Source organism: Shewanella maritima, from assembly GCF_043643735.1.
GTDB lineage: Bacteria > Pseudomonadota > Gammaproteobacteria > Enterobacterales > Shewanellaceae > Shewanella > Shewanella maritima_A.
Genome location: NZ_JBHZSM010000021.1, coordinates 1 through 18,957, shown reverse-complemented (window position 1 = coordinate 18,957; position 18,957 = coordinate 1). Strand labels below are relative to the sequence as shown.

Here is an 18,957-nt window from a genome sequence, read left to right as displayed (position 1 = left end):
AGAAGCGCACTGCCCTTAAGCAGGCGCTTGGTCATTGAAAGCCATTACTTTTGATTGCGACGACGAAGCAGTGATAAACCAAGAAGTGATAGCAGGCCAAAGAAACCTGTACTACCACCAGTGTTATCTTTTTCTTCTTGCTTGATATCAGCGACTAATGAGTCTCTGCTAGCAACTTGCAAATCAAATGAGACAGTTGAGTTAGGTACCACTTCACCATTGCGCAGTAATTGCACTTTGGCGGTGTAGTGTGCAGAAGGAGCACCAAATACTTCGAAGCTCACTTGGCCAGGCTCATCCTGCTTAAGCACAATATCTGGCTCAACAAGTTGGCTTAGATCCAACTGCTCATCTGTAGGTTTGGGGCTTAGCTTGATGGTGGCAACATCACCAGCTAGCGCGCCTGCTTCTTGAGGGATTTGATATGGCACGTTGATCAACTTGTTCAACTTAGTCAGATAAATTGAACGACCAGCATCGGCTTCGCCTGGAAGATAACTGAGAGTCAACAACGCTGGGTCATGATCTGAAGAGCGGAAATGATCCGGTGCATAGAACTTATTCACTAAGTTGTTGTAATCACCTTTGTATTCCATGTTGTAATCATACAGGTTTGATTCTGCGGCATTGATATGCCAATCAGCTGCATCAATCACACGGTCTTCTAACGAAGGAGAGATAAGGATATGGTCTAAAGAGCCCACTTCATCGTTATACGAATAACTCCAAGCAGATTTACCCTTTTGCTCAAACACTTTAGAAATGATATCGACATATCCATAGGTTTCAGTAATCGTCACTGGCGCACCACTGCTATTAAACTGTGGTTTACTACCAACAAATGTGTGGCTAGCAGTAACAAGAGTTTTGTTGCGTGGATTTTCAGTTAACACTAACAATGGGTCTTCTTGAGCGTAAGCATTGAGGTCACCCAAGATGATTTTATCACCTTGTACTGTTTTCAATTCTTCAGCTAATTGTACAGCCCCAGAAATACGGAACTCTGAACAAGAACCTTGGAAGTCAAGATCTGGCGCATCAGATGTCCATACTGTTGCATCACCAAATTCAACGCCTTGCCAGTCTTCCCAACATGTAGAACCTTTCGATTTGAAGTGATTAACAGCCAGTGTTAATCGCTTACCAGTTTGGTTAATTAGGAATGTGGTTACCAATGCATCACGGTGATAGTTCTGGCCACTTTCAAGAATTTCATCTCTGCCATCTTTAATCACTTCGTTGTTGTCATTAACAATGGTCGGCGCTTTTTGCTGTGGCATAGTCACAACTCGAGTACGTTCAATACTCAGTTTGCTTGGGCGGTAAATAATACCGGTGGCAATCGCGTCTGAACCCAGTGCGTCTAGATCATCAAGAATTTGGTTACCATTGTGGTCAAAGCCAACAAACACATAACGATTTTCAGTTGAATAAGGCTTATCATGGTTATTAGCCCACTCATCGTTATAGTAAACGTTAACTTCATTAACTAAATCAGCGATAGCACTGGTCAAGCCAAAGCCATTGTTTTCCATTTCCATTAAACCAACTACGTCAGCATCAAGCGCACGAATGGCTTCAACTAACTTGGTTTTTTGCTGGATAAACTCATCATGAGTGTCGGCACCACGGCTTTGACCGAATTGGTTCTGCGCACCACCAAATGGTGAGTTGAAATAGTTAAATAAGTTCTGGCTTGCAATGCGAATTGGGAAGTGATGTTCTTCTACCGTTTCATCAATGTCAGGACTATCAGTTCTTGGGTAATTATGAATAAAGTTATGACTCTTTAACTCATTAGTCACAGTCAGGCTGTAATCACCATAGCTGTAGTTAATCACACCTTCCATACCCACAACACTGTCGTTAATACGGATATAGTTTTGCGCAGGATCGACTCCAAAATCAGGGTAGTATGGAATATCACCATTACCCGCTTTAGTGGCACTTTCAACAATCAAACGATAATCGTTGTTTTGATCTGCAGCAGCCTGAGATTCAGGTGTACCAGCAACATTGTGTTGGTTAGGCTGCATGTTCGGACGCATGAATGCCAGTGTCATATTGTTTCTGTAGCTATCATAATTGAAGCTAAAGCTACGCGACACGCGCATATCCTGATTGCCTTCCAGCATTGGATTTAGGTCTTCAGGTAAATTGACCAACATCCCTTCGTAGCGCTCTAATGTGGTTTCAAATGAACCACCATCAGAATCCAGTATTTCAATATTAGTTGCAGTGGTTGGCGTATAACCACTATCCAACACTTCCCAACTTTCAGTAGTCAGTTGAGTCTGGCCATATGATTCAAACACCTCTGAACCCAAACACAGAGTTTGACCTATAAGCGAACTTGAACCATTACCACTTTCTACAAAAATACCATCTGAGGTCAAAGGGTTACCGTCAGCAATGATATCGCGTAGATAAAAGCCTTTTTTAGGGATTTCAACAAAAGCAGTGACAACACCTTGAACCGCAACCTTTTCGCCTTTCAGCGGAGATGAACTACCCGTGCCTTGAATTTCACTGATCATTTTCAGATCAGCACATACAAACGGCTCATAAGATTCAGCTAGATTCGGCGTACCCACTGTAGACATATCTAACGGGCTAATGACTTCCCATTGAGATGCATCAAATGTTGCAGAAGGAGCTGGCGCATTGCCTTCACTGTCTTGGCGACGACGTAGTGTTGTATCAGGCGCCCAAACACTTGTGTTATCTGCAGCACCCACTCTATCGATAATGGTGCTACCATCTTTGATGTAGAATCCATCATTACCACTGAGGTAAAAATCTGAGTAACTCGTATCAGGGTCACCAGTTCCGATAACATAAGCACCACCGTTATTGGTAATAATTTGCTTATATTCATCACTTGCATCTTTATTGATCACAACTAAAGATTTACCCGGCTCTAGCGTGATACCGGTTAGAATCGGTGCTCCGCTCTCATTGAGCATTTGGTTTTCATACTTACCGTTACCCCAAATAAATGCGGCAGTATCATCTGTAAAAGTAAATGATTCGGTAGCATGAGTATTAGAAATTTCAACGGAGCCATACTCGGCACCATAGTCTTTTTGCACCATTTCAGTGATAAGGAGATCGTTAACACCTGAATATGCATTCGTGCTAATTAAACTGGCAATGGCCAGTGAAATAAACGTTTTCTTCATAGTAAACTCGATATTTAGTTAACTGACGGTGGACTAAAAGTACATGCGTGCATAAGCGTAAGCGGCTTCTGGCGCTTCACCGACTCTGCCTTCAATCGACAATTCGATATCTCTTGCAGGACGATAATCCACACCTAAACTGCCCCAGCGACGTTCTTTACCGTAAGCTGGCGGTAAACCTGAGTAATCAAAGTTAGGGCCTTCAACATCCCAACTTTCATATTGTTCGTGATTTGCGGACGCGATGATGTCCCAATGCTGGTTTAACTCATATTTGGCACTTAGCGTGATGCCATAATTGCGGAAAGTTTCATAGGCAAGGTAAATATCACCACTCTTACGAGTAGCAAGATCTTCATCCTCAATAAAGCCATTCAAACCAAAGTGCAGTTTTTCCATTGCTTGAACTCGCATACCAAAGCCAAACAATTTCTGTTCACCGTATTTAGATTCGCCATCTGAACCCGCTCTTGCTTCAAGACCAGCAACTGCGGTTACCACACTGTTCATCCAGCCGACATAACCGTTAACGATATCGCCTTGTGCAGAACCATTCTTGTGCTTACCGTCATAGGAATAAGACAGGCCATAAACTAGGTTGTCGAATTTAGCTTCGTATTTAACGGTGTTTTCCTGATCTCCTGCTTCACCGGTTTCTACTGATTTATTAAAGGTGAAATCACCATAATGATCGTATCGGTCAAATGCTGTATCAGTTAAACCAAGTTGAATTTCATGTGTGTTATCAAAACGATATCCGACGTACATTTTGTCAATGGCCAACTCAAACTCACCATCACCACCACGCCAGTTTCTGCGCTGGTAATCCAGCTCTAGACGGTAAATGTAATTACTTCTTTGTCCTTTAATGCCCATCGTGGCAAAACTATCATCCACATAACCTTTGGCATCATAGAATTCATCATGGTTATAGTCTGAACTCGTAGCAAAATGACCACCAACACCCACTTCACCATATAGGCGAATGTAATCTCCATTATCGCTTTCTTTCAAAGTCACAGCACTCGCGGCAGCAGTACAAAACAAAGAAGCTAAGGCGATTGCAACAGCTGATTTTCTAAGCATCGCAAATATTTCCATTTAGTAAACTCAGCCCAGATTTAGTTGGGCATGGTTTTAATTAAGTCGTTATTTAGTGATGTTAATTTTTAAAGGCAGGGAAGAGCTAAATCAGCTCATCGATGTGACTACATGATAAGCGCACTTAAATTACAAAAGAGTAAGCAATGCGTATTTTTAATAGAAGAATAGTATGAGTGCATGCTGGTTATGGTGATAATTACTCAACAAGAAAATAAAAAATCACCAGACAGCAAATATTAACATTCTATAAAGTAGAGCACGTACAACTAACTTCCTTGAAATTACAAGCTCACAACACTTTTCCAATGTTTTATTATATAAAACCCCATTAATTAACAACTGCAATGCTATGTAAGTAAAAGTTACATAGCAAGTTAAATATTGTGATAACTATCACACAAACAAACTATAAACTTTTAATTAACATTGTTAATTAGGGAGTTACAATACAAACAACCCATTTAAAATAATGAGATACCCACAAATAAATTAATTATTCAACAGATATGACTACAAAAGCCGGCAGTGGAAGTCAAAGTAGCTAAAAACAGACGAAAACCTGTTCAAAAAACATGCAGCTTGATATATAACAACAATTCAAATAATGCCAATATTTATTTAATCAAATAAATCGCCACATTATGCAAATAAAGATTCATATTATTTAAATAATAAATAAGTAAATATAAAAAATTAAACAACACAAATGAGCGATCAATAAAATAAGGCCCCACCCGTTCTAAGAAAAGAACAATAAAGATTAGTAAAATCGTAACAAAACAACCATAGCAGGGTAAAATCAAAGGATTTTAGCTATTCAATTAACAGTAACGAAAAATAAAAGCACGAGCCTGTTCTTATTACGAAACACTATTTCAAACAGTCGAGACTTTCTAGCTCTGATAAATATGATTAAATATCACTTTCAAACTATCATTTCTAACAATTCAAAAGTTAACAGCACACCTAAAGGTACACACATGATTTTGACTTATAGTGTCAATTTCAGGCTTGATGTCGGTAGTCACGCATGAGGTTAAGATCTGGTAATTCATTGCTATTTAATGAGGACCAGCTAGCAAGTCACTCCCAGTGAAGGTAAACAACCAATTTAAGGTTTCATGTGTCTTGCTAGGCAAAAAATCATTTGTAATTCAGATATATAAATAATTACCGTAAGAGGATGTATGCTAAGACTCATACTTAAAGTCTAAATGAGCATAACAAGTGAAGATAATGAAAGGTGAAGCTGAGGAATCTAAAGATACAGAGGCAGCAATAAGGTTATTGTTTGTTGCAGACGGATTGGCTGGCCTCTGAACCTTGCCAAGTTCCAATCACAAAGCCACTATCAGCAGCTAGTTTGAACAAACAGTAACCTCTAGACCTAGATACGAAAAAGCCCGCTGATTTCTCAGCGGGCTTTCTCTAAATATGGCGGAGAGATAGGGATTTGAACCCTAGAGGGGCTACAAACCCCTGCCGGTTTTCAAGACCGGTGCATTCGACCACTCTGCCATCTCTCCGAACGCCGCGAATAATATGCTAACCAAATTTAGCTGTAAAGGGATTTTTTACATCACCTGTTCAATTGTTCACTTTAAGATCACTTTGAACAAAAAAGCGCAAATTTATCCCTTTAAAGCTGATTATAAGCATTTACGAATGGGGTTACGGATTCAAAGCGTCATCCGAATAATCAATCACCTGATAATGTTGTGGTGAAATATTAAGTAATTGTGGCAATGTCACCCCAAGCGCGATGGATGACCAAGTACCGCATACAATGCCAACCATTAAGGCAATCGCAAACCCTTGTAGACTGTCACCGCCTAATAACCATAAGCATGTCACTGTTGCTAATGTCGTCCCTGACGTGACCATGGTGCGCGAAAATGTCGACTTTACCGCATCATTAATAATCGTTTCACTTTGTCCATTCGCTCTGGCTCGCATTAATTCACGCACTCTATCTGCAATAATAATCGAATCATTTAACGAGTAACCTAACACAGCTAATACAGCCGCTAACACAGTCAAATTGAATTCAAGCTGCAAGGCTGCAAATACCCCAAGTACAATAATAATGTCACAGCTAAGTGCAACCAACGCTCCCGTGGCTAATCGCCAATCAAAGCGGATGCTCAAATAAGCGAGGGTTAATAGCAAACAAGTCATAATGGCTAATCCGCCCTGCTCCACCATGTCTTGCCCTACTTGTGGTCCAACAATGCTACTACTGGTAATCAGCACATTATCACTAAACGTGGCCAATACCTCAGCAATTGGCATATGCTCAATACCATGATGGTTGTATCGAAGTTGCCAGTGTCCCATTTCACTGCCTTGCACTAGCTGTACATCTTGCCCCAATTGCGTGTCTAAATGGCGATTAAGATCTTCTAAGGAAAGTTGAGGGTCAACTTGCGCTTCAACCACCACGCCACCGGTAAAATCTTGACCTAAGTTAAAGCCTTGCCAGCCAATAAAACTACATGACAATAAAACCAACCCGAGAGAAGTTGCCGACATAAAAAAGCGCAAACGACCAAATGCTGTCGTGAAATACTTATTAATTAATGTGTTCATTATATTTTTACCTCACGGCGATTATCACGGCCCCAAATCAAATTAATCATGGCTCTTGAGGCAAAAATGCCTGTAAACATACTGGTTAATAAGCCTAAGCCCAGTGTCAAAGCGAAGCCTTGTACGGGACCATTTCCAATGGAGTACAGTGCAATAGCAACAATCATAGTAGTTAAGTTCGCATCCCAAATGGATGAGAAAGCACTCTCAAACCCAGTATTAATGGCTTGAGCAAAACTACGTCCTTCTGCCATTTTTTCCCGTATTCGCTCAAAGATAAGCACATTGGTATCCACCGCCATGCCAACGGTGAGTACCAAGCCAGCAATTCCTGGCAAAGTCAGTACCGCACCTGGAATAAGTGCAATCAGCCCCAATAAACTGATCAAATTAAATAACAATGCAGCGTTGGCAACCCACCCTAAACGTCGGTACCACAGTCCAATGAAAGTAAATGTGATTGCTAACCCTAATCCCAAAGCGGCAAAACCATTTTTGACATTTTCGGCACCCAAAGATGGACCAATTGTGCGTTCCTCAACAATGGTCACTGGGGCGGTTAATGAACCTGCTCGAAGTAATAAGGCGAGTTCCTGTGCTTGTGGTAACGTCCCCACGCCAGTGATACGAAAGCGACTGCCAAGTTGAGTATCAATATTGGCAATACTAATGATGCTACTTTGCTGCACATTACTGCCATCATTCGCTGTTGCATATTCGTGATACACAGTTGCCATTGGCTGACCCACGTTATCACGTGAAAAATTCGCCATTTTACGACCACCAGCGGAATCCAGCACAATATTAACCTCAGGCATGCTGGTTTCACCTATGCTGGCACGTGCGTCAATAATATGTTCACCGCCGAGTACCTCACGCCTATCAACCGCCACTTGTTCTTGATGAAACGGCAATTCTATCGCCCCCAACCCTTGACGATTGTTCATCCCATGAAATGACAAAGAAGCTGTCGCGCCAATCACATCTTTTGCCGCTGCGGGATCTTGAACACCAGGGAGTTCTATCCGAATTCGGTTAGCTCCCTGACGTTGTACTGATGCTTCTGTGATACCTAAATGCTCGATACGACTGCGCATGATCTGTAGGTTTTGCGTGACGGTTAATTGTCTTAATGAGTCAATATGTTCATCTGTTTGACTCAACAGTAGCCTTGAACCTTGATGACGCAATTGCCACTCTGGGAATTGCTGCTTAATAAAACTAATGACATCTGCTCTATTAGACTCTGTGACAGTAATTCGCACACCATTGTCTTGCTGCTGACCTCGCACAGTGCGAAATTCACTTCGCACACTATCAATCACAGATTGCCGATGTGCTTGATAAACAGGCTCCATGTCGACTTCTAACAAAAACTGAACTCCGCCGCGTAAATCTAACCCTTGTTTAATTGGCTTAAAGCCAAGGTCGGTCAGCCACGCAGGTGCAGCAGGCTCCATTGCTAGGGTTAATTGTGATTCTGCTGGGAAGTGTTTACTGAGTTCTGCACGCGCTTGGCTTTGCAGTTGTGAGTCAGCAAGCGCCACCACTGTGTGATCTTCTTGCTGCTTTACGTACAGTACTGGAATACCAGCCTGAGATAAGGTATCTGAAATACTGACTGCATCAATGCTGGTGTTAGCATCTTGCTTAATATGCACAGCGCCATGCTCGCCATACCATGATGGTAAGGCACTTAAACTCATAATAATTAAGGTAAATAGTAATACTAAATATTTCCAAACCGCCAACCGATTTGGATTCGAACGTCGTGTTGATTTTTTCACAATCAAATTCTCTTTATCTGTCACTTTCGACGTCAATTGTTATACCAATCACGATTGGTATTACCTACACGGTAACGCTTTTGATACAGGCAAAAGGCCTTACCTACAGCTGACCGTATAGTAAATTGACACATTGGCTACGTGTGTAGCATTGAAGATAAAAAGTTAGCTAAATCGGCGATGTAGGTGGGTATAGAGAGAATTAGTGTCTTTCCAACCAGACAGACGTGACACACCAGAGGCAGACTGGCTGGTCCAATGTTGGCTAAAATGAGGTCTTAAAACAGGCGATGAAGCAAGCTTATTTAATTGCGGCTCAGCAAAAGCAATCAGCAAGAAGAATTCAGGCTCCTTACCATTACCCGCTCGGTGATCAGCGCTAACAAAGCGTCTATGCTCAAACAGCATATTCTGCTTTGCTATCTCATCAAACACGGGTGGAGACTCTTTTGCTTTTGGATTACTTTGTAATAAATTTGAGATTAAAACTGACTCAGCATTCATACCATATGTATCTGAAGTATTACCAATAGATTGACTGCAAGTCATTGATACAAAGTGATGTTCAACTGAGCGGTCATTGATCTGATATGCACTCACTGATACTGCATAACTGTCATTATTAATCATGCGCTCAGCCGCACTCACTGAAAAAATATTCAGTGACAACAACATAAAGCAAGTTAATAACCAATTTCTAAGCAAATGAGTCACCTAAGAAAATCAAAAATGCAGTAAACATACAGTTATAGCCTTAGTTTTATTAGCTATAACTGTATAATGGGGGCGTTAACGCGATTAAACAAGTTTAAATTAATAAAACATCATATATGTTTTTAATCATTGATTAACTTGCCGCATACCTATTGCAAATGACACCTCACAAGCAAGACTAGATATTCCAGCCAGCTAATAAGACTGGTTTACTTTCTACGCTCATTATTATGTATCGCTAACCTAGCAGGATCGGGCATAACAAAATCACTTTTTAGTTGTTGCCAACTATTCAAACCACGGATCCAGTATGCCAGCATGACTAATAGCGCACTCGCGACAATACCCAGCCCAATAGCCACTTCATATACATGAGCAAATAACGCCACAATGCTCGAAGCAGCAAAGGCAATCGATATTTGAATAAAGTTTTGTAAGCCTGCCGCTTTCGCCGCATCTTGTTTAAAAGTTTGCAAAGCACTATTCACCACTATTGGGTATATCGCGCCATTAGCAGAGGCCATCACGGCAAATACCACTAATAGTGGGTAAATCGTCGTCATACCCGTTAGTGTGATCATCGCAATCATTGCGGTAGAACTGAAAAATAATCCCAACAAAATAGTCAGTGTTTTGTTCGCACCATACTTGTTGATGAGCTTCTTACTGCCATATCCGCCCACAATAAACATCAATGTTTGCGGAATAAAGCTAAGGCCAATCGCGGTGGCGTCAAACCCAAACTTGCCCATTACCGCTGGCCACAAGGTCAAATAACTAAAAAATGCACCAGAACAAGCAGCAAAAATCAGCACGTTACCCAGGTAAAACGGATTCGCAAGCATGGTAGCAAAACCCGTTTTTCCACTCGTTTTTGCTTTAACCTCATTAGTTACAACATTCACTTGATTGCCTGATGGGTTCACATCTAGCTGAACTGTCGGCTTTCCAGCAACAAGCACTTGCGTTGCCACCATCAACAACAGCCCTATCAACACCAAACAAGCAAAAATAGCCTGCCATCCCCAACCATTAAGAATGAATGCCCCTAAAATCGGTGCCAATGCAGGCGATAAAGCGACCAGCGGCATGATGCTAGAGAGCATAGATTGAGATTGGCTTTCATCATATTTTTCAATAACCAGTGCTTGCCAAATGACGCCTGCACTACACACACCAATCGCTTGCATAAATCTGCCAATATTGAACATGACGATATTGTCAGCCAGCATAATCATTGCTGTGGCGACAATGAAAATCATTAATCCAAACTGCAGTGAGCGTTTGTTACCCCAATATTCAACTAACTTGCCATACAAGAGTTGACCTGCTGCTAACCCCGCTAAAAATACGGTTAATGACATTGCCACTAATGGCGTGGTTGTAGAAAGTGTGCTTTCAATTGATTTAAATGCAGGCAAATACATATCTGTTGCAATAAATCCCAACATACTGAGTGTTGTGAGATAGAGAAAGAAGCCCCATTGGCCTATAATTGATGAAGTTTTAGATGTGCGCATTACTGTTTCGTTTATTCAGTTAACAATCAGGCCGGCATTGTAATGATGCTATCCTTGGCCGTGAAACGATATATTTTGCACACTGCATTCAAAATTAGTCACAGCAAGGGATAAGCATGCTTTCTGAACAATCCTTACATATGATAGACATCGTTGCTCGATTAGGCAGCTTCACTGCCGCGGCCAATGAACTACATAAAGTCCCTTCAGCGGTAAGCTACGCAGTCAAACAAATTGAAACCGATATGGGTGTGGTGCTGTTTGAACGCCATCACCGCTCAGTCACACTTACTGAACCCGGCAAATTATTCCTACAACGCTCACGAGAGTTGCTAAGACAAATGCAAGAAGTCAAAGCAGAAACCCAACGTGCTGCCAATGGCTGGAAGCCTTCTTTATCAATCGCGTTAGACAACATTGTGCGTGCAGACAGGATCAGCGCATTAATTGCTGACTTTTACCGTGAGTTTGATGATGTTGAACTTATCATCCGTATTGAAGTGTTTAATGGTGTTTGGGAATCATTGTCTACTGGCCGAAGTGACATTGCCATTGGCGCTACGACTGCAATTCCTGTCGGTGGAGTGTATCAATACCGTGATATGAAGGACATTCAATGGGCATTCTTGGTAAGTAAGAAGCACCCGCTAGCCAGTGTCGAAGGGCCACTTAGTGATGAAGATTTACGCCAGTATCCAGCGATTTGCCTAGAAGATACCGCTAGAGAAATTCCTAAGCGCACAACTTGGTTATTAGATAATCAGCGTCGCCTTGTGGTACCTGATTGGATCCGTGCCATTAATTGTTTCACAGCTGGGTTAGGCGTCGGTTATATGCCCATACACTTGGCTGAGCCCTTTATGATGTCAGGCATATTGGTAGAGAAAACCCTTGAGAACCCGAAAGCTGCCAGCCCTTGTTGCTTAGCATGGGATCAACAGCGGATGTCTCCAGCATTGCAATGGGTATTGGATTATCTCGGCGATACTGAACAATTACATAAACAATGGCTAGGTTAACCGCACATTTACCCCAAAAGCCTATACATTTTAATTTTCATTTAAGCTAGTTTGATAACAATAAATCACATTGATTTAAATAAACGTGATTTGCTCATATGTTAAATCACTCTATTTTTGAAAGTAGCGCTGTTACGCTATTGCTCATATAACTTGTTACGCTGTTGCTCATATAGCGCAGTCTCTTTTATACAGAGTCGCTTTTATAACAGAGTCGCTTTTATAACAGAGCCGCTTTTTTGCATTGGGATTACGCTGTATATTCTCACTGTAATGTCACAGTTTTGTGTTTAGCTAGTCACAGTGTTGTGTTTAGCTGACTGTTTAGCTGACTGTTTAGCTATCTCATCCTAGCTAACTAATTAAACAAGCTACAAAATTAACCACTTAGTGAAATACTAATGCTTTTCATCAGCAAACACGTATTCTTTACTTAGAACACTTTATGCTAATCCAAAGCTGGGTTATCATCGATTTAAGCACAACTTAATATTTGTGTTTCAGCCACAGGGGCTGCGAACATAAACTTTTGTCTTGGAGACAGTTATGAATCAACACACTTTGTCTAGCCAACAAGCTACGACGATGGAAACCAACAAGCTGATTAAAAACACCTATATGCTATTGTCGATGACTTTAGCATTCGCTGCCGTAATGGCAGGTGTAGCAATGGCGATGAATATCGGCCCATTCATGTCAATCGGTTTATCTTTAGGTAGCCTTGTTGTCATGATGGTCACCTTGAAAAAAGCAGACAATGCTTCAGGTATCGCATGGGTATTTGCCTTTACAGGTATGCAAGGTGCGTCACTTGGCTACATTTTGAACCACTATGTCGGCATGGCAAACGGCCCAGAACTTATCATGCAAGCCTTTGGTTTAACTTCGGTGATTTTCGTGTCGTTATCTATGTATGCAATCAGCACCAAAAAAGACTTCAGCTTCATGGGTGGTTTCCTATTTGCTGGTCTTTTAGTGGTTATCGGCCTATCACTGATCAACATGTTCTTTGTGCAAAACAGCGCAATGTTCATGGCACTACAAGCTGCAGTAGCAATGATTATGGTTGGTCTAATCCTTTATGATACAAGCCGTATCGTTAATGGCGGTGAAACTAACTACATCCGCGCAACGATTTCACTGTTCTTAAACTTCATCAACCTATTCATGGCGCTACTGCACCTTCTTGGTATGGGTGGTGATGACTAAACTTAGGCGCACTTGATTCTCCACAACACTGTGATTGATCAAGTATCTAAGCTAAAATGGCTCCCTTAGTAGGAGCCATTTTTATTGCAATGAACAAATTTATCATCCAAGTAAATGGGGCGAATTACGGCAGCAACGCCAGCTTTCATGCCTTGCAATTTACTCAGGCAGCCATTTCACAGGGCCACAGCATAGTAAACGTTTTCTTTTATCAAGACGGTGTGAGTAACGCCAATGCATTGGCTTGCCCTGCTTCTGATGAAGTTGATGTACAACAATTATGGACTGAACTGGCCAAGCAGCATAACTTCCCGCTAACCAATTGCGTTTCAGCGGCGCTAAGACGCGGCGTAGTGTCAACTCAAGATGCCAAAGAAAACGGCTTAAGCCAATCGAATTGTCACGAACAATTCATTCAAGGTGGCCTAGGTGAGTTAGTCACCGGGATTGAGCAAGCTGACCGTTTGGTGAGTTTTTAAGGAGCCTTGCGCGCAAAATGAAGAAGATTACCATCATTTTTAGACATAGCCCTTACGGCACGACTGCTAGCCGTGAAGGTTTAGACTTTGCGTTACTGAGCGCCAGTTTTGAACAGCAGGTCAGTGTTATTTTTATCGGCGAAGCCCTTTTGCACCTTCTGCCTAATCAGCAACCATTGCTAAGCGGCTCAAAGAACTACACCGCGACCTTTAAAGCCATGCCCATTTACGATATCGACACTATTTTAGTGTGTCAGCAATCCTTGTCAGAACTTGGACTTCAAGCGGATGAGTTAACCTTAGGTGAAGTTGTTTCAACCGAGGTGATTGCCAATAATATTGATGCAGCTGATGAGGTATTAGTATTTTGAATTTACATCATTTTCAAACATCAGTATTTAGCGACAATGCACTTAGCCTGTATTTACAATACAGCCGCCCTAGCGACACCATTTTACTGGCCGGTGATGCGGTCAATGCCATTATGTCTAGCCAATGGCGGGCAAAGCTTGCGGGCAAAAATGTGCGGGTGTTAACTAGCGACCTTCAAGCAAGAGGCCTTAACGATAAGCTAGCAGCAATCACTGATTTATCTATTCAGGTGATTGATTATAATGAATTTGTGCAACTAACCTTAACCCATGACAAGGTGATTACGTGGTAAACTTTTTTAAATTTAATGGCCAGCAGATTGAAACGGATCATCAAGGTTATTTAAAGCATTCCTCTGACTGGCAAGAAGCCATGGCACCTGTGATTGCGGCTACCGAAGACATTGAATTGACTGATAGCCATTGGGAGGTCATTCATTTTGTACGTAATTTCTACTTGGAATTTAACACCAGTCCAGCCATTCGGGTACTTGTAAAAGCCATTGGCCAAAAGCTTGGCCCCGATAAAGGTAACTCAAAGTACCTCTATACCCTCTTCCCAGTGGGGCCTGCAAAGCAAGCCACTAAGATAGCAGGGTTACCGAAACCTGCAAAATGCATCTAATCTAATCCAATCTAAAAGAAAAACACCACAAAAAAGCCTTGTTATCTAACAAGGCTGTTTATTGGGCTTAACTTACTGTTCAGAAAGGTATTAGTTGACCTCTTAATTAACTTCAGTCGTCACTGGCATTTTGTAAGCCGCTGTACCCCACAATGGCACTGTCGATAAACTGTGTTTATAGCTGCCAGATGTTTCCTTGGTCGAATATGACACATACATCAGGGTTTGATTATCTGCATCATAGATACGACGGATCTTCATGCTTTTAAAAAAGATACTTTTCGACTTTTTAAACACCACATCGCCAGATCGGCTTTTATCAATTTCTGCAATCATCTGCGGTGTGATTTCACCTGTTTGACGACATGAAATAGATGAATCAGATGGGTCGGCTAAGCTTAAATCAGCTTCAATGCTAGCAACATGGCATGTCACACCAGTAACAATAGGATCATTCATCATATTCAGTTTAATGTCTTTGGTGGTAAATAAGCCTAAGCTCACTTTGCCTACATCGTCACTACAGCCTGAAATAGTCACCATAGAGGCAATCACAAGTGAGGCAAGTAATACACGCTGAGAAGTTTTCATTTAATCTGTTTCCTATAAAAAGCTTGTTAGCTTTTTTTTATATTCAAGTTTTTTGCTAGCCATTTGCATGCTTTAAATAAAGAATAAGCTAATTCTATTACTATTCACATCACCGCAATGAGCAATGTTTAATACCACACTCTTTGTGCCCACTTAGTCAAGCCTGCCGTTACCGAACCAAAGTGATCACCCACGACTAACTGCGCTTCAGGGTAAACCGCTGAGATTTTCTGATGGATTGCCGGGCTTTTTGCCGTTCCGCCAGTCACGTAGACAACATCTGGCGAAGTTCTACCACTCATCGACTCAGTTGCGGCATCAACGGCTTGTCGCATTAAGCTTTCCACTTGTGCCAAAGGCGTAGTAATAGCGGTTTCAAATTGAGATAAGCTTATGTCTAATGTAAAGTCGGCTTCAACAAACGCCAAATCAGCTTGAGTAGACGCATGCTCAGATAAGGCAATTTTAGCTAACTCTGCTTGGCGCACGATTTGATAACCCAACTGGTCACGCTGCACTTTTTGTAAGCGTTTTATCAGTTCAGGTTTCACCGCATCTTTAACCAACTCATCGAGTAACTTTTTGGTACTCAAGCTCGCAAAGTCACGTTGAGCACTGATATCGTTGACAGCGACTGCATTCCAAAAAGGCTGTTTTGGTAATGGCTTACCCGTCACTAATTGGCAAGTTGAACCTAAGTGCGGCATCACACCTTGCATTGCCAGTGCGATATCTAAATCGTTACCACCAATACGTTGACCACTATGACCAAAGCAATCGGCTTTTCTGTCTGAAGTTTGACTTTGGTTAGGCCCCATCTTGACGACTGAGCAGTCAGTGGTACCACCACCAACGTCAACCACTAACACGGTTTGCGTCGAAGTTAACTGGCTTTCAAAGTCCATTCCTGCAGCCAACGGTTCAAACAAAAATGACACTGACTCGAAACCTGCCCTTGTTGCCGCAGTCGTTAATATGGCCTCGGCTTGTAAGTTGCTTTGCTCACCACCAATACCTTGAAAATTAACGGGTCGGCCTATCACTGCATGGGTCGCTTTACCTAAACCTTTCTCTGCCAGTATGTGATCAATGCGTTTTTTTACAAACATCATCATTAGCGTGACGATATCTTCAAATAAGGCCACTTGTTCTTGACGTAACCCAGTCGCCCCCAAAAATGATTTCGGTGAACGGACATAAAAGCCTTCTTCGGGCATGTCTAGATAGTGTTCTTGGGCTTGCTTACCGACAAACACGGCTTGTTCATCTGCACTAAGGTCGAGTTCATGGCGCACTCGTTGAGCATGAGACAATTGCGCAGCACGCAAAGATGCGTACTCAGCTTGGTCAGATACAGGTAACTGCTGATACACAGCTTGACAGATTAAGTCTCTGTCATAAGCATAGAGTGTTGAAGGCATATAGTGAGAGTTATCCATCAATGGCAATAGCTCAACCTGGCCATCTATGACAATCCCTACAGAGCAATTAGCGCTACCATAGTCAAACCCGACAAACATAACTCACCTTTACAACTCTAACAAAAAGCCGTCAAATTTAGCACGCTGGCCTCAGCAACTAAAGCATTAAGCCCAAGTGTCTTCCTGATAGATGATAAAAACAGCGCTAAAACCACTGTTGTATAGTGGATTAAACCGATCTGGGGTTATGTAGCCTTTTGCCCCTTTTCAGTTCTGGTTATGTAAAACGAATAACTCTCGGTTTACTTTTCGGTACAATGTTGTGTTACTGATTATTAAATGGATGACTCTCGTGTAAATTTACATAACGAGCCAAAAAAGCTCGGTTAAGTACAGTCTCGGTTTCCCCTACCCCAATGGATAATTGAACAAGCTAAGAAAGGCTGGTAAGTTATTAAAATAATTAATTAAAAATCGCAAAGCAGAATGAGTTTTTAGCCAAATGTTAATGGTTTAAACCAGCATTCTCGCTAATACGCTGTTATAACCCATTCAGTGTGGTGTATTGAACTTGAAAATAATATTCATTTTTTTAGCTGTTTTGTTTTCCTCAAATGCCATTGGCTGCTTTGTTCAACCTGAAGGCTTGGGTGAAAGTCATGAGTTGATATTTTCTCAGAAGGTTGGAATAGGTTTTTTGCTGTTCTTACTTGCTCTAGTTTTTAGGTTTTTCGCCCAGAAATCTCGCTTATGGGTTCCTACTCTATTCGGAATCTCATTTGGTTATCTTCCTATTCTGCAATACGTACTGTATTGGGAGGGTATTGCTGGCCCTGGAGGGATGTGTGGTAGGCCGGAATTGCTAGAAATGGGTAATGTGATTCTTGTGGGTTTTTCCGTTATTGCACTATATGAGCTCATTTATTTTGTTAGGATAAGGCGTACAAATGGATTATAACAAGATACTATGGCGTCAATAGCTAGTTTTGAGTTTTTGGCGCTTCCCACATCACACCATCTCTTAGCATCGAATTCAGTGTTACAACTATCTTTCTAATATAGGCAATTATTGCCACTTTCTTTGGTTTTCCAGCAGCGACTAATCGCTGATAAGTTTTTAAAACAGTATTTGATTGTGTCTTAACAAACCTATACACCAAACTTCGTTTGGCCTATTGGCAATAAACATCAAAGTCGTGGGTTTTCAACCCACACCCGAGCAAGAGAGTATCAACAGCTATACCCTCTTGGTTCTTTGCAAAAATTTGGCCAGCCGACCATCGCAAAATTTTCAGGCTCATTATAAGTAGAAGCGAAAGATTTCCATATGGGAATGATCCAGCTTTTAGCTTCATTTGTAGGTTGTTTCGGTCTTATTCGAATAAACATCAAAACAGTTCCAATGCACCTACAGGTTCAACGGATTCCCTTGGAAGTGCCCGAATGCGTTGAGTTAATTCACGAGATGGAGGCAGGACGCCGACATAGCCTCAGATGAGCCATGGATGGCGATTATGAGGCGCTAGTGAATTCACTCTGTAGCATGAGGATTAGCACTTCGTGGGAACGGCAAGGGATATCGAAAAGGGAAATGCTGTTGTTTCCCTTTCGTCGGGTGTGGGCGAAGCGCCACGACGTTCAACTTAAAAATGATTATTTAATAAAACGCCACGACGTTAATCAATACTAAAAACTTGGATTCTACAAGTTGTCACACTCTGCGCATTTAACCAGGTGGTGTATTGGTGCAATCTTTGTTAACTTAATGAAATACAGACAGTTAACCATGCGCATATTTCAACATCTTCAAAATTAATGCGCACGCGCGTTAATCCCATTATGTGCGCATGCGCACTATATAAATGTTATGTCACTCAAAGTTGATACTTATGGAATAGAGAATATGGACAGAGCTAAAATACAGGAAGTATTACAAAATCATGGGTATGAGTCTGAAGTCGCCAAGAATGGACTAAAAGTCAAACTTGGTTGGTTCGCGAATAGTCTCAGTCTGTCTTGGGATTTAAGCCGAAAGCGAATAAATTACTCTTACAATCAAATTCTAGATCCCATTTTAGCAACCGTAATTGGTGCTCTAGCTATCCATTCATCTTTGACCTCAGATGTAACGATAGCTGTAATTCAAGGTGCAATCGTGCTCAACTTAATTTTGAGAATCATAATTACAGAGCTAAGAGTGATAGAACTTAAAATACTCTTAAGTCAATATCAGAGTAGTTTCCTAAAAGATACAAGCGAACCCGTTACATAACAAGAGACTATGGCGTCAATAGCTAATTTTGAGCTTTTGGCGCTTGCCACATCACACCATCTCTCAGCATTGAA

At 41.6% G+C, this 18,957-nt stretch carries 15 protein-coding genes, 1 tRNA gene and 1 pseudogene; 7 read left to right on the top strand and 10 right to left on the bottom strand.

Annotation, left to right across the window (positions count from 1 at the left end):
* Positions 1 to 44: 44 nt before the first annotated feature.
* The 7 genes from ACHUGF_RS16975 to punC form a co-directional block, all read right to left on the bottom strand.
* Positions 45 to 3,182 carry an ExeM/NucH family extracellular endonuclease gene (locus ACHUGF_RS16975; protein WP_394132990.1) on the bottom strand — a complete coding sequence of 1,046 codons (3,138 nt, stop codon included), beginning with the start codon at positions 3,180 to 3,182 and terminating at the stop codon, positions 45 to 47.
* Positions 3,183 to 3,215: 33 nt separating this feature from the next.
* Positions 3,216 to 4,268, bottom strand: coding sequence for a porin (locus tag ACHUGF_RS16970; RefSeq protein ID WP_394132988.1), 1,053 nt, complete (start codon positions 4,266 to 4,268; stop codon positions 3,216 to 3,218).
* A 1,453-nt stretch (positions 4,269 to 5,721) separates the two neighbouring features.
* Positions 5,722 to 5,812: transfer RNA gene (locus ACHUGF_RS16965), tRNA-Ser, on the bottom strand.
* A 145-nt stretch (positions 5,813 to 5,957) separates the two neighbouring features.
* Positions 5,958 to 6,875, bottom strand: coding sequence for a protein translocase subunit SecF (gene secF, locus ACHUGF_RS16960; RefSeq protein ID WP_394132986.1), 918 nt, complete (start codon positions 6,873 to 6,875; stop codon positions 5,958 to 5,960).
* Positions 6,875 to 8,662 carry a protein translocase subunit SecD gene (gene secD / locus ACHUGF_RS16955; protein ID WP_394132985.1) on the bottom strand — a complete coding sequence of 596 codons (1,788 nt, stop codon included), beginning with the start codon at positions 8,660 to 8,662 and terminating at the stop codon, positions 6,875 to 6,877. Before secD ends, secF begins: the two co-directional genes overlap by 1 nt.
* A gap of 165 nt (positions 8,663 to 8,827) precedes the next feature.
* A complete protein-coding gene (locus tag ACHUGF_RS16950) occupies positions 8,828 to 9,367 on the bottom strand; it encodes a hypothetical protein (RefSeq protein ID WP_394132984.1) in 540 nt (179 codons plus the stop codon).
* A gap of 218 nt (positions 9,368 to 9,585) precedes the next feature.
* Positions 9,586 to 10,896 carry a purine nucleoside transporter PunC gene (punC, locus tag ACHUGF_RS16945; protein WP_394132982.1) on the bottom strand — a complete coding sequence of 437 codons (1,311 nt, stop codon included), beginning with the start codon at positions 10,894 to 10,896 and terminating at the stop codon, positions 9,586 to 9,588.
* A 116-nt stretch (positions 10,897 to 11,012) separates the two neighbouring features.
* Between punC and punR the strand changes: the two genes are divergently transcribed.
* From punR to ACHUGF_RS16915, 6 genes are all read left to right on the top strand, one after another.
* Entirely contained in the window at positions 11,013 to 11,915 is a 903-nt protein-coding gene (punR, locus tag ACHUGF_RS16940) for a DNA-binding transcriptional activator PunR (protein ID WP_394132980.1), read from the top strand.
* Between the two features lie 546 nt (positions 11,916 to 12,461).
* Positions 12,462 to 13,124: a Bax inhibitor-1 family protein gene (locus ACHUGF_RS16935; protein ID WP_394132978.1), complete on the top strand. Its 663-nt coding sequence runs from the start codon at positions 12,462 to 12,464 to the stop codon at positions 13,122 to 13,124.
* An 89-nt stretch (positions 13,125 to 13,213) separates the two neighbouring features.
* On the top strand, positions 13,214 to 13,603 hold the full coding sequence (gene tusD, locus ACHUGF_RS16930) for a sulfurtransferase complex subunit TusD (protein WP_394132977.1): 390 nt from the start codon (positions 13,214 to 13,216) through the stop codon (positions 13,601 to 13,603).
* Between the two features lie 17 nt (positions 13,604 to 13,620).
* Positions 13,621 to 13,974: a sulfurtransferase complex subunit TusC gene (tusC, locus tag ACHUGF_RS16925; protein WP_394132975.1), complete on the top strand. Its 354-nt coding sequence runs from the start codon at positions 13,621 to 13,623 to the stop codon at positions 13,972 to 13,974.
* Complete coding sequence (tusB, locus tag ACHUGF_RS16920) at positions 13,971 to 14,267, top strand: sulfurtransferase complex subunit TusB (RefSeq protein ID WP_394132973.1); 297 nt, start codon at positions 13,971 to 13,973, stop codon at positions 14,265 to 14,267. The genes tusC and tusB overlap by 4 nt, the downstream gene beginning before the upstream one ends.
* Entirely contained in the window at positions 14,261 to 14,599 is a 339-nt protein-coding gene (locus tag ACHUGF_RS16915) for a TusE/DsrC/DsvC family sulfur relay protein (RefSeq protein ID WP_394132972.1), read from the top strand. Before tusB ends, ACHUGF_RS16915 begins: the two co-directional genes overlap by 7 nt.
* Before the next feature lie 102 nt (positions 14,600 to 14,701).
* Here the strand turns inward: ACHUGF_RS16915 and ACHUGF_RS16910 are convergent, their stop codons facing one another.
* Positions 14,702 to 15,142 (bottom strand): CreA family protein, encoded by a 441-nt coding sequence (locus tag ACHUGF_RS16910; RefSeq protein ID WP_394133045.1) that lies wholly within the window; start codon positions 15,140 to 15,142, stop codon positions 14,702 to 14,704.
* A 176-nt stretch (positions 15,143 to 15,318) separates the two neighbouring features.
* Positions 15,319 to 16,710: a molecular chaperone gene (yegD, locus tag ACHUGF_RS16905; protein ID WP_394132970.1), complete on the bottom strand. Its 1,392-nt coding sequence runs from the start codon at positions 16,708 to 16,710 to the stop codon at positions 15,319 to 15,321.
* Positions 16,711 to 17,182: 472 nt separating this feature from the next.
* Here yegD and ACHUGF_RS16900 point away from each other — a divergent pair, with 472 nt between their 5' ends.
* Positions 17,183 to 17,569 carry a hypothetical protein gene (locus ACHUGF_RS16900; protein WP_394132969.1) on the top strand — a complete coding sequence of 129 codons (387 nt, stop codon included), beginning with the start codon at positions 17,183 to 17,185 and terminating at the stop codon, positions 17,567 to 17,569.
* A gap of 22 nt (positions 17,570 to 17,591) precedes the next feature.
* Here ACHUGF_RS16900 and ACHUGF_RS16895 read toward each other — a convergent pair.
* Positions 17,592 to 17,747: pseudogene (locus ACHUGF_RS16895) on the bottom strand (IS110 family transposase); the annotation flags it as partial.
* Positions 17,748 to 18,957 lie beyond the last annotated feature (1,210 nt).

Excerpts from the sequence above, each read along its gene's own strand:
- ACHUGF_RS16975 (WP_394132990.1), bottom strand. The coding sequence starts at position 3,182 with ATGAAGAAAACGTTTATTTCACTGGCCATTGCCAGTTTAATTAGCACG.
- ACHUGF_RS16970 (WP_394132988.1), bottom strand. The coding sequence starts at position 4,268 with ATGCTTAGAAAATCAGCTGTTGCAATCGCCTTAGCTTCTTTGTTTTGT.
- secF (WP_394132986.1), bottom strand. The coding sequence starts at position 6,875 with ATGAACACATTAATTAATAAGTATTTCACGACAGCATTTGGTCGTTTG.
- punC (WP_394132982.1), bottom strand. The coding sequence starts at position 10,896 with ATGCGCACATCTAAAACTTCATCAATTATAGGCCAATGGGGCTTCTTT.
- punR (WP_394132980.1), top strand. The coding sequence starts at position 11,013 with ATGCTTTCTGAACAATCCTTACATATGATAGACATCGTTGCTCGATTA.
- ACHUGF_RS16935 (WP_394132978.1), top strand. The coding sequence starts at position 12,462 with ATGAATCAACACACTTTGTCTAGCCAACAAGCTACGACGATGGAAACC.
- tusD (WP_394132977.1), top strand. The coding sequence starts at position 13,214 with ATGAACAAATTTATCATCCAAGTAAATGGGGCGAATTACGGCAGCAAC.
- tusC (WP_394132975.1), top strand. The coding sequence starts at position 13,621 with ATGAAGAAGATTACCATCATTTTTAGACATAGCCCTTACGGCACGACT.
- ACHUGF_RS16910 (WP_394133045.1), bottom strand. The coding sequence starts at position 15,142 with ATGGTGACTATTTCAGGCTGTAGTGACGATGTAGGCAAAGTGAGCTTA.
- yegD (WP_394132970.1), bottom strand. The coding sequence starts at position 16,710 with ATGTTTGTCGGGTTTGACTATGGTAGCGCTAATTGCTCTGTAGGGATT.